General features: G+C 49.1%; 7 protein-coding genes. 5 read left to right on the top strand and 2 right to left on the bottom strand.

Going from position 1 to position 12,217, the window contains the following annotated elements; translation table 11 throughout:
* Positions 1-804: 804 nt before the first annotated feature.
* From ACFQ1C_RS10965 to ACFQ1C_RS10955, 3 genes are all read left to right on the top strand, one after another.
* On the top strand, positions 805-2,184 hold the full coding sequence (locus tag ACFQ1C_RS10965; protein ID WP_379558653.1) for a nucleobase:cation symporter-2 family protein: 1,380 nt from the start codon (positions 805-807) through the stop codon (positions 2,182-2,184).
* Positions 2,185-2,302: 118 nt separating this feature from the next.
* Positions 2,303-3,646, top strand: a complete 1,344-nt coding sequence (locus ACFQ1C_RS10960; protein WP_379558652.1) for an 8-oxoguanine deaminase — start codon at positions 2,303-2,305, stop codon at positions 3,644-3,646.
* Between the two features lie 144 nt (positions 3,647-3,790).
* Positions 3,791-4,495: a phosphatase PAP2 family protein gene (locus tag ACFQ1C_RS10955; RefSeq protein ID WP_379558651.1), complete on the top strand. Its 705-nt coding sequence runs from the start codon at positions 3,791-3,793 to the stop codon at positions 4,493-4,495.
* Positions 4,496-4,588: 93 nt separating this feature from the next.
* On the opposite strand, the gene ACFQ1C_RS10950 is transcribed toward ACFQ1C_RS10955, so the two are convergent.
* The gene (locus ACFQ1C_RS10950) at positions 4,589-5,767 is read right to left on the bottom strand and encodes a CinA family nicotinamide mononucleotide deamidase-related protein (protein WP_379558650.1); all 1,179 of its coding nucleotides are present in this window, start codon (positions 5,765-5,767) and stop codon (positions 4,589-4,591) included.
* 143 nt (positions 5,768-5,910) lie between these two features.
* Here ACFQ1C_RS10950 and metA point away from each other — a divergent pair, with 143 nt between their 5' ends.
* Positions 5,911-6,855: a homoserine O-acetyltransferase MetA gene (gene metA / locus ACFQ1C_RS10945; protein ID WP_379558649.1), complete on the top strand. Its 945-nt coding sequence runs from the start codon at positions 5,911-5,913 to the stop codon at positions 6,853-6,855.
* A 73-nt stretch (positions 6,856-6,928) separates the two neighbouring features.
* Here metA and ACFQ1C_RS10940 read toward each other — a convergent pair whose 3' ends face one another.
* Positions 6,929-8,218 (bottom strand): cation:proton antiporter, encoded by a 1,290-nt coding sequence (locus ACFQ1C_RS10940; protein WP_379558648.1) that lies wholly within the window; start codon positions 8,216-8,218, stop codon positions 6,929-6,931.
* Positions 8,219-8,462: 244 nt separating this feature from the next.
* On the opposite strand from ACFQ1C_RS10940, the gene metH reads away from it, so the two are divergent.
* Entirely contained in the window at positions 8,463-12,143 is a 3,681-nt protein-coding gene (gene metH, locus ACFQ1C_RS10935; RefSeq protein ID WP_379558647.1) for a methionine synthase, read from the top strand.
* Positions 12,144-12,217 lie beyond the last annotated feature (74 nt).

The following is a 12,217-nucleotide window of genomic DNA, read 5'->3' as shown; positions in this document are numbered from 1 at the left end:
TAGTGAGATTGGTATTACTTCCTATAAAGGTCGGATAAACGGCCTACTCCACCGACACGCTGCAAGGGTTAATGATATTCACCATTTTAATTTACTGCGAATATTCACTGGATATTCGGTCAGATTAAAACAGTTCATCTCGGCGGAACACACTCGCCTATGACGCTCAAACACATAGCATCCCTGTTATGTGATGGTCGGTGGAGTAGAACCCTTTATCCGCCCCTATGCCACGGAACTGCCTGAGGGTGGGGTTATACCAATTGCACTAAATAAGTAGTCTGCTTTTACTTCCTATAAAGGTCGGATAAACGGCCTACTCCACCGACACGCTGCAAGGGTTAATGACATTCACCATTTTAATTTACTGCGAATATTCACTGGATATTCGGTCAGATTAAAATAGTTCATCTCGGCGGAACACACTCGCCTATGGCGCTCAAACACATGACATCCTTGTCATGTGATGGTCGGTGGAGCAGTGCCCTTCATCCTCTATTAACTCCCTCAGGTGACTGATGATGCTGTCTACAGGAAACTCGATGCTTGCAAAAAGAGGTCTTAGTGTACTATTTTTAGATGGATGCGAGTCACATTTAACCCTATTATGTATACATGTGTATAACATTTAGTTAACAGTTGTGTGTTTTTTGCTGTATTATCTAAAGCATCTATTATTTAGCTAGCGACAACGTGAAGTAAAATCTGAAAATCAGTGCCAAGCTTCTTATCAGGATGTTGGCGAATACAAACAGCGGGTAATGTATGTAGGTGCATTAGCAGCAATTAACAAAGGGATTTGTTATGACCCAGAATACAAAAGCAGCACCAAGAAAGAATCATGACTTATTGTACTCACTAAATGATAAACCGGGCTTTGTGCCATCTTCATTTGCTGCTTTACAGCATGTGCTTGCTAGTTTGGTTGGGGTAATTACACCGACACTCATTGTGGGCGGTGTACTCGGTTTAGGAGAGCATGTTCCTTATATGATCAGCATGGCCTTAATTGTGTCAGGTGTAGGGACTTTTATTCAATGTCGTCGCATCGGCCCAGTGGGCGCTGGTATGCTCTGTTTACAGGGGACTAGCTTTGCATTTTTGACCGCTATTTTATCGGCTGGCATGATTGTAAAAAACCGTGGTGGCAGCCCCGAAGATATATTGGCAACCATCTTCGGAGTCTGCTTCTGTGCCGCTATTATCGAAATTTTCTTGAGTCGTATCATCCATAAATTACAAAGAGTAATTACACCTGTCGTCACGGGCACCATTATTATCTTGATTGGTATTCCGCTGATTAAAGTGGCTATGACCGATATAGGCGGCGGTTTTGGTGCCGAAAACTTCGGTTCACTGGATAACCTGTTGCTGGCAGGCATAGTACTGTTTAGCGTCATTCTGCTAAACCGCTCCAAAAACCCCATGATCCGGTTAGCCGCAGTGGTTATCGGTTTGCTTCTTGGGATGGCTGCCGCATTCTTTATGGGCCGTTTAGACTTCTCTGGTTTGAGCTCATTACCTGTAGTGGCCGTGCCTATTCCTTTCAAGTTCGGTTTTCAGTTTGATTTGGCAGCGTTTATTCCGTTGGCCATTTTGTTCTGTGTAAGTGCGATGGAAACTACCGGTGACTTGACCGCCAACTCGACTATCTCAGGAGAGCCAGTAACAGGTCCTGTATACATGAATCGTATTCGTGGCGGCGTGTTGGCCGACGGTATTAATTCCATGATAGCGGCTACTTTCAACAGCATGCCCTCTACGACCTTTAGTCAGAACAACGGCGTTATCGCTCTGACGGGTGTGGCTAGCCGATTTGTCGGCATCTATATCGCCGCTATTTTGGTGATTATGGGACTGTTCCCCATCATAGGTGGTGTGCTGCAGCAAATGCCCAAGCCAGTATTGGGGGGAGCCACACTGATTATGTTTGGTACTGTGGCGGTAGCCGGTATTCGTGTGTTGTCTCATGCCAAGCTGGATCGTCGTGACATGATGATAGTGGCTATCTCGGTAGGCTTGGGTATTGGTGTTTCCACCGTACCAGATGTATTGCAGGAGTTCCCCAAGACTCTGGCCAATATTCTGAGCTCGCCGGTTGCTATGGGTGCTGTTAGTGCCATTTTGTTGAGCCTGATACTGCCAGAGCAGAAGCATGAGGAAGATGAGGCTGAAGTTAGTTAATGCTAATCAATAACGTCGCTTTATAAGCGTTAGCCCTGACTCACCTTCCCGGATTGTGTGTCAGGGTTTTCTACATCCGGGTGCGCGCACTTTCATATTTACAGGAGTCGGAAGTCTTATGCAAAACCCGAAAAACATCTGGATAAAGCACCCATTGGCAACACTAAAGCCAGACTATGCAGGTGGTTTGGTTGTCGCAGGCAGCCGTATTATCGAGCTGGTGGCAGCAGGGCGAACCCCCTCTCAGCCGGTTAATGAGATATTTGATGCCAGCGAACACGTGTTGTTACCAGGATTAATTAATGCTCATCACCACTTTTATCAAACCCTGACTCGGGCTCACCCAGTCGCGTTGAATAAGGCATTATTTCCTTGGCTGACCTCGCTGTACCCAGTGTGGGCTAAGTTACGACCAGAAATGGTCGAAGTTTCTACCCAAATAGCGTTGGCAGAATTATTACTTTCGGGCTGCAGTACCGCCAGTGATCATCATTACCTATTTCCGCAGGGCCTAGAGGATGCTATCGATATTCAAGTTGCGCAAGCGCAGCAGCTAGGAGTAAGGGTTCATTTAACCCGCGGCTCTATGAGTTTGGGGGAAGATCAGGGCGGCTTACCGCCACAGAGTACAGTGCAAAGTGAAGATATTATTATCGCTGACAGCGAGCGGCTGATAAGGCGCTATCATGACCATCAACCGGGTGCCATGGTACGAGTTGCGCTGGCCCCTTGTTCACCTTTTTCGGTGAGTACCGAGCTGATGAAAATGTCGGCTCAGCTGGCAACACAACATAATGTACAGCTGCATACCCATTTAGCAGAAACCCACGATGAAACGGCATTTTGTCAGAAAATGTTCGGCATGCGGCCCGTTGATTATCTGGAGTCGGTAGGTTGGCTCAGCAACCGAGTGTGGCTAGCTCATGGTATTCATTTTAATGAAGAAGAGATTGGGCGTTTAGGCCAGGCGGGGGTGGGTATCGCTCACTGTCCTTCTTCCAACATGTTACTGGCATCAGGCCAGTGTCCCACGCTGGATCTCGAAGCGGCCGGCTGTCCTGTGGGTATTGGCGTAGACGGTTCGGCTTCTAACGACGGCTCTAATATGATCACTGAGGTGCGCCAAGCCTTATTATTACAGCGCTTGCGTTACGGAGCCTCTGATATTACCCATCAGAAAGTGCTGGATTGGGCTACGCGGGGGTCTGCTGCTTGCTTGGGGCGAGACGATATTGGTGATATAGCCGTCGGCATGCAGGCCGATTTAGCACTCTTTCGCCTTGACGATATTCAATTTGCGGGAGCGGGTGATCCATTAGCCGCATTAATTTTGTGCGGAGCCAAGCAAGCCGATTGCATGATGGTGGCAGGCCGCTGGCGAGTGCGTAATGGGGCGGTTTGTGGACTAGATATTGAAGCTCTGAAAGCGAGGCAGCGCGAGTTGGCGGCACAGCTTATTTGATGGAAATATCTTATTAATCGGATTGCTAGGAAAAGGGCACTGTAATTAGTGCCCTTTATTTTAGTCGTAATTTATGATTGAACCTGCAAAATTTATTACTATCTGGTATAAACAGAGCCCATTTTTCAGATAAAAGATGTGGCTATGCGTTGGGATCTTAAAGGTTGGGCAGCGTTGCATGCGCTGGCATTATTGCTATTTTTTACGTGGTGGTTTGGCTACTGGCAAGGCTTAGATGAAGGTATCTTCTGGTGGTTTAATCAGCGCTTAGTGACGGTGCAGGGTTTTGCTGAGTTTGTTGCATTCGTTAACCAGCGTTGGATTGATGGTGCGGTTGCCTTATTGATGGCGGCCTTTGTGTTTCGCCATGCGTGGGAAGTAACAGGCCGTGAGCGGGCTAAGATAGGCTGTTTGCTGTTATTAATGGCAGGCTGTTTTTCACTGCAGGCGGCTGCCGGAAAAGCGTTGCCTATCGAACGAGCTAGCCCGACTATTGTTTATGAACAAGCGGAGCGGATAAGCCAGCTAGTCCCTGATATTAAAGCCAAAGACGCGTCAGGCAGCTCTTTCCCCAGCGATCATGGAATTGGCTTTGCTACCTTTTTATTATTTGCCTGCTATCGTTTTCCGCGGCGTTACTTATATGTCGTTGCACCATTGGTCTTTGCTTTGGCGATGCCGCGTGTGATGTCAGGTGCGCATTGGTTTACTGACTTTATCTGTGGTTCGCTCCCGTTGGCCTTGATCACGGGAGCCTGGCTATTTCATACGCCACTGGCCCATCGATTAACCGAGGCGATGGTGACGCCAGTAGAAAAGCTGCTCGCCAAATGGCGGCTGCAAGGCTAGACCCTTTGGGTAGCTATCAGCCTTAAGCTGTCCGCGATAAGCTAAGTAACAATACCAAGTAGAGGGCGACACCAATGTCGCCCTCTTTGTTTTTTATGCAGGCAGGGTGACACGTTCGCTGCAGGGCAGTATGTCGTAATCGATCATGACGGTTTCACCAACAAGGTGGCGGCGTAGCATATCAAGGGCGGCAAAAGCTAACAGCCGGCGCTGCGAAAGCGGATCGCGAAAGTGCATTTGTAAGGTTTGTACCATACAGGCTGCCTGCGTTTTTAGTGCGATGGGCGTACCTTGAGAGCCTTGAGCGCCAATGGCTAGAGTCAGTGGGCGCGCGGAGGTTTGTAACCATTGTGCTAATTCTTTGGCCTCATCCGGTAGGCCTGCCACATAGTGCCCTTCAAATTCGCGAGTAATGGTGCTAATAGTATCGGTTAAGCGACCGCCACTGGCATCTTCAAAGATCATTAAATCTTTGTCTGCTAGCTGCGGGCCTATACTGGCCGTAAAGTCCATCTCATTTCGAGCCACTAAATGAGTGCCTACTTCGGCTAGTAGCTGGGCCTCGGCATTAGCAATAGCCTCTGCATCTTCGGTATCTATGACTAGTTTTACCTCTATGGTCGGCAGATTGGCTCTGTAACCCAATGCGATACCGGCAGGCCAGCTCAGGCTATCGAGCCTGTCGCTTAACCCCGACTCAGAGAGGCCAAACAAGAAAAAACGACGCACCTGACTACGGCCATTTCGCCCTAATTGGCGACGCATTCGCGGTAAAATCTCGTCCGTCATCATCTTTTTTAGTTCAGACGGTACACCCGGCGTAAAAAAGAAAGTGGCGCGATTAAGCTTAACTGCAAACCCGCAAGCGGTGCCCACGGGGTTGTCAACCAGCTCTGCCCCTTGGGGCAGCATGGCTTGTTTGCTGTTGCTTTTAGGCATGGTGCGATTACGGTTAGCATACTTTTGCCGCATCACCTCCAGCCAGTGCTGATTAAGCTCCAGTGTGGTACCTGCTGCATCCGCCATGGCCTGTGCACTAATGTCATCGGATGTAGGCCCCAGCCCGCCGTTAACAATCACCACGTCGGCGTGATGACTACGTTGTTCAAACAGCTCTATTAAGTCAGCCTTGTCGTCGCCTACGGTGAAGCGACGACGTACCTGCCAGCCTTGTTCTAGCAATAATTGCGAAAGCCAACCGGCGTTGGTATCGGTGATTAATCCGGTGAGGACTTCATCGCCGGTGCTCACTAGCTCGATAACAGGTTCCATAATAGTCTTCCTTAAAGGGCGTTAGCATGATTTTACCGTATCTTGTGGCTTTGGCACACGTCGAGGATGACAAGATCCGTTACTTTGTTGTAGAGTTCTAGATGTCTAGACTTTTCTTTCGACGCTGTACTTGGAGTAAGCACATGCCCATCAGAATTCCCGACCGCCTGCCTGCGGCTAATGTCCTGTCTCAGGAAAACATCTTCGTGATGACGGAAACCCGAGCGGTCAGTCAGGAAATCCGCCCGATGCGCGTGTTATTGCTGAATCTTATGCCGAAGAAAATTGAAACCGAAAACCAGCTGCTGCGCATGCTGTCGAACTCGCCATTACAAATTGGTGTCGACTTGTTGCGCATCGACGATCGGCCGTCAAAAAATACGCCTCAGTCGCATCTAGAAAGCTTCTATCATGACTTTGAGCAGATTAAAGACCAGTTTTACGATGGCTTAATTATTACCGGTGCGCCGCTTGGTCTCACTGACTTTTGTGATGTGGTGTATTGGGAAAAAATAGAACAAATTGTCGACTGGGCGAAAAGTCATGTCACTTCAACGCTGTTTCTGTGCTGGGCGGCGCAGGCTGGATTAAAAATATTATATAACCTAGATAAGCGCACCCGACTGGAAAAGTTATCGGGAGTTTATGAGCATCATAATTTGGGTGAGTATGATCCGCTAGTACGTGGTTTTGACGATGTGTTTCTGGCACCACACTCGCGCTATGCCGATTTTCCGGTCGACTTATTACGTGAAAAAACCGATTTAAAAATATTAGCCGCATCAGATAAAGCGGGAGTCTATTTAGCGGCTAGCCCAGATGGGCGTCAAGTCTTTGTAACGGGTCACCCTGAATACGACTCTCATACTTTACACCATGAGTATCAGCGGGATTTAGAAGCGGGTCTCGCACCACAGATGCCGGAAAATTATTATCCGGATAATGATGATAGTCACTCGCCCCGCGCTACTTGGCGCAGTCACGGCCATTTGTTGTTTGCCAACTGGCTTAACTACCATGTGTACCAGCTAACGCCGTATGACTTGAACACTTTGAGTGCCACCGGCGAGTCACTGACGAGGGATTAACTCCCGTGAGGAGTAAATGGTGAAGAGTGAGGTGGTAACCCCACGTCTTACACCTCACCCCTCACGGTATTATTCAGTCAATCGGAAAGCCGGCTTTTTCTGCGGCTTTTGCCTTATTGATAATAGGGGTGATGGTCATGCCTTGTACGATAATAGAAAACAGTACGATGGCGTAGGTCATCATTAAGACCAGATCTCGCAGCTCGATTTGGTCATCGGTCCCCAGTTTAACGCCGGCGGGAATAGACAGCGCCATAGCCAACGACAAGCCGCCCCGCAGCCCGCCCCAAGTAAGAATACGCACCGAGAATTTGTTGTAGCTTCTAAAACGTCGAAAAATCACATAAGGCAGCGACACACTAATAAAGCGGCTGGCCAGTACCAAAGGAATGCCGCACAGCACCAGTACCCAAGCTTGCCAGTGAAATTCTACCAACAACATGGCTAAACCAATCAACAAGAACAACAAGGCGTTTAAAAACTCATCCAGTAAATGCCAGAACTGGTCGAGGTATTTTTCACTTTGCTCAGAAAACCCAGTGTAGCGGGTCCAGTTGCCGATCATGATCCCCGCGACGACCATGGCTAAGGCACCAGACAGCCCCAACATATTTGCTAAAGCAAAGCCTGCGGTAGGAATACACAACGTTATTAGCAGTTCCATAGAGCCGTCGTCGGTCGCGCTGATCATGATGTGCGACATTAAGCCTAATAAAGCACCAAAAATAATGCCACCAATGGCTTCATGCATGAATAATGTCATCACCGAACCAAGAGTTGCTTCGGTGCCACTAAAAGCCACTGCAAAAATAGTCAGGAAGATAACCAGACCAATGCCGTCATTAAACAAAGACTCGCCTTCAATTTGAATGGCGATTTGTTCTGGTGCGCCGAGCTTTTTGACGATCGCGAGCACGGCAATGGGGTCGGTAGGCGAGATAAGCGCACCAAATAACAGGCAATAAATAAATGGCAGAGGAATGGCGGCGACATAGGCTAATAGCCAGAGCCCTGCGGCAACCACACCGGTAGAAATAAGGACGCCAAAAATCACTAATATCGATATTTCCCACTTCTGGCTCTTAAGGGCTGGCAGATTAATACCTAAGCCACCGGCAAACAGCAAAAAGCCGAGAATACCTTGTAGCAGGAATTCACCAAAGTCGATATTTTCAAGGGTACCAATGGCATGGATTTGCAGCTCAGGCCAAGTGGTTTTACCCAGAATTAACATTAAGATAGAGATAACGAGGGCGCCAGAAGTAATGGCAATGGTGGTTTGTATTTTCATTATGTATTGGTTGACGAAGGCGATAGTGATCGCCGTGGCCGCCAAGAAACACAAGGTGTAATAGACGCTCATGAAGGACAGTTCCGGTAAGAGATTTTATTATATTTGCAAGCTTAGGGTCTGGTCTTCGCCAGTGGTGCATAGTGTGCCTTAATTGCAGGGTCTTCCATAGGAAAAACTGCGGTTAAATTGCTCACTTTTTTTAAAAGAATAAGGTGTTTTTTTGCTCGGAGCTGTAGATGTCTGAATTTCTAGCTAAGTATTGTGTGATAACATGTTAATCGCTAAAGGAATTAGGTTGTAACAGGAGTCAGCAGTGTCCAAATCCCCCGTTTTTTCCCAGCTCGAACAGGCGCTTGCCGAGCGCATATTAATTATTGATGGCGGCATGGGCACTATGATCCAGTCACATCGCTTAGACGAAGCGGCTTATCGCGGTGAGCGCTTTGCCGACTGGCCATCAGATCTAAAAGGTAATAATGACCTGCTGGTGCTGAGCCAACCAGAGCTAATCGCTCAAATTCACAGCGATTATTTTGCTGCGGGTGCTGACATTGTTGAAACTAATACCTTTAACTCCACGCATATCGCCATGGCCGATTACCAGATGGAGTCGCTGGCGGCGGAAATGAATTTTGAAGCGGCCAAGTTGGCGCGCAAAGTGGCAGATGAGTGGACGGTCAAAGAGCCCCATAAACCACGTTTTGTGGCCGGTGTATTAGGTCCAACCAACCGCACCGCATCTATTTCGCCAGACGTAAACGATGCGGGTTTCCGTAACGTGTCCTTCGATCAGCTAGTGGCCGCTTATACCGAAGCCACTCAAGCTTTGATCGACGGCGGCTCCCACTTGCTCATGATCGAAACCATCTTCGATACCCTTAATGCCAAAGCGGCCGTATTCGCTATCGAAACCTTATTCGCCAAGCTAGGCACCCGCATTCCGGTGATGATCTCGGGTACCATTACCGATGCATCAGGCCGTACATTGACGGGCCAGACCACCGAAGCCTTTTATCACTCGTTGCGCCACGCCAATCCTATTTCGTTTGGTTTGAACTGTGCGCTTGGCCCCAATGAGCTACGCCAATACGTCGCTGAATTATCACGCATCAGTGAAACCTATGTTTCTGCGCACCCCAACGCGGGTCTGCCCAACGCCTTTGGTGAATATGATCTAGAAGCCGAGGAAATGGCTGAGCATATTCGCGAATGGGCAGAAAGTGGCTTCTTGAATTTGGTGGGTGGTTGTTGTGGCTCGACCCCGGAACACATTCGGGTGATGTCTGAAGCCGTCGCCGGTATTAAGCCGCGGGTGCTGCCAGACATTAAGCCTGCTTGTCGTTTATCTGGTCTTGAGCCCTTTAATATTTTTTCCGACACCATGTTTGTGAACGTGGGCGAGCGGACTAACGTTACCGGCTCGGCCAAGTTTAAGCGGCTGATCAAAGAAGAGTTATACGACGAAGCGCTGCAAGTAGCGCTGCAGCAGGTAGAAAGCGGCGCACAAATTATCGATATCAACATGGATGAAGGCATGTTGGACTCGAAGGCCTGTATGACGCGCTTCTTAAATCTGATTGCCGGTGAGCCCGATATCTCTCGGGTGCCAATCATGCTCGACTCCTCGAAGTGGGAAGTAATAGAAGCGGGCCTGAAATGCATTCAGGGTAAGGGCATCGTTAACTCCATCTCGATGAAAGAAGGCGTCGAGCAATTTATCGAGCAGGCTAAGTTAGTGCGCCGCTATGGCGCCGCCGTAATCGTGATGGCGTTTGATGAAGTGGGCCAAGCCGATACTCGCAAGCGCAAGTATGAGATTTGTGAACGCGCTTATCGCATATTGGTCGATGAAGTGGGCTTTCCGCCAGAAGACATTATCTTTGACCCGAACATCTTTGCCGTTGCCACCGGTATTGAAGAGCACAACAACTACGCGGTTGAGTTTATCGAAGTAGTGAAAGACATTAAGGCGAATTTGCCGCACGCCATGATCTCGGGCGGTGTGTCGAACGTGTCGTTCTCATTCCGTGGTAACGAAACAGTGCGTGAGGCGATTCACTCGGTGTTTTTGTATCACGCTGTGCGCAACGGCATGGACATGGGTATAGTGAATGCCGGTCAGCTGGCTATTTATGAAGACATTGAGCCTGAGCTAAAAGAAAAAGTGATTGCCGTAGTGCTCAACGAAAATGACGAGGCCACCGAGGCCTTGTTAGAAATTGCTGAGCGCTATCGTAACAGCGGTGGGGAAACCATAGACCCCCGTGATTTAGAATGGCGTACTTGGCCGGTGAATGAGCGCTTGGCTCACTCACTGGTTAAGGGGTTAACCGATTTCATCGAAGAAGATACCGAAGAGTCGCGATTAGCAGCCGTTCGCCCGCTAGACGTGATTGAAGGGCCGCTGATGGACGGCATGAACGTGGTCGGTGACTTATTTAGTTCCGGTAAAATGTTTTTGCCGCAGGTCGTGAAGTCGGCGCGAGTGATGAAGCGTGCCGTGGCTTACCTTAACCCCTACATTGAGGCCAGCAAAGAGGTTGGTCAGACCAACGGCCGCGTAGTCATGGCCACCGTAAAAGGCGACGTGCACGATATTGGTAAAAATATCGTGGGCGTGGTGCTGCAATGTAATAACTTTGAAGTGATCGACTTGGGCGTCATGGTGCCGTGCGAGAAAATATTGCAAACTGCGCGCGAAACCAATGCCGATATGATTGGTCTATCTGGCCTGATCACGCCGTCACTCGATGAAATGGTACACGTGGCTAAAGAGATGCAGCGCCAAGGTTTTACTATACCGTTGCTGATTGGTGGCGCGACCACTTCTAAGGCGCACACCGCCGTTAAAATTGAACAAAACTACGACCATCCCGTGGTGTATGTATCTAACGCCTCCCGCGCCGTGGGTGTGGTACAAACCTTGCTTAGCAAAGAAAACAAGCCGGCGTTTGTAGAGCGTTTAAGCAAAGAATATGACGTGGTGCGAGACCAACACGCACGTAAGAAGCCGCGTACTAAGCCGGTGACGTTAGCCGAGGCTCGCGCCAATAAGGTAGATATCGACTGGGCAACCTATGTACCGCCGGTGCCCGCCAAGCCCGGAGTACACGAGTTTCACAACACGCCAATTTCTGTGGTGCGTGAATACATAGACTGGTCTCCTTTCTTTATGACCTGGGGATTAGCCGGTAAATATCCGCGTATTCTAGAAGACGAAGTCGTCGGTGTTGAGGCCACCAAGCTGTTTGCCGATGCCCAAGCCATGCTCGATAAGCTAGAAAAAGACGGTACCTTAAGTTGTGCGGGGGTGATTGGCTTATTCCCCGCCAACAGCGTGGGTGATGACGTTGAAATCTATACCGATGAGTCACGTAGTGAAGTGTTACAAACCCTGCGCTTCTTACGTCAGCAAACCGAGAAAAAAGACGGCTTCCCTAACTATTGCTTGGCCGACTATGTGGCACCAAAAGGTACGCAACCAGACTATGTAGGTGGCTTTGCGGTCACCGGCGGCATTGGTGAAGAAGACATCATTCGTCGCTATAAAGAGGCGGAAGATGACTACAATGCCATTTTGGCGGGTTCGGTGGCTGACCGTTTGGCAGAAGCATTTGCGGAGTACTTGCACCTGTTAGTGCGGCGTGAATACTGGGCTTATGCGGCTGACGAACAGTTGGCGTGCGATGAATTAATCCGGGAAAAATACGATGGTATTCGTCCGGCTCCTGGTTATCCGGCCTGTCCTGAGCACACCGAAAAAGGTACGCTGTGGGACTGGTTAGAAGTAGAAAAGCGCATTGGTATGCAGTTAACCGAGTCGTACGCGATGTGGCCGGGTGCTGCCGTGGCTGGATTCTATTTCTCGTATCCGAATACCCGTTACTTTGCGGTGGCACAAATTCAGGAAGATCAGCTACTGGATTATGCGGATCGTAAAGGCATGACGCGAGAAGAAGCGGAGAAGTGGCTAGCGCCCAACCTAACCGTCTAAGTGTTGTTACTTGTAATAAAAAAGCGCCTTTGGCGCCTTTTTATTATGCGAGTGGGAACCTAGCGTCTTAACTA

This window comes from Oceanisphaera ostreae (assembly GCF_042676125.1).
Classification (GTDB): Bacteria; Pseudomonadota; Gammaproteobacteria; order Enterobacterales; family Aeromonadaceae; genus Oceanimonas; species Oceanimonas ostreae.
This window is presented reverse-complemented; position numbering and strand designations above follow the sequence as displayed.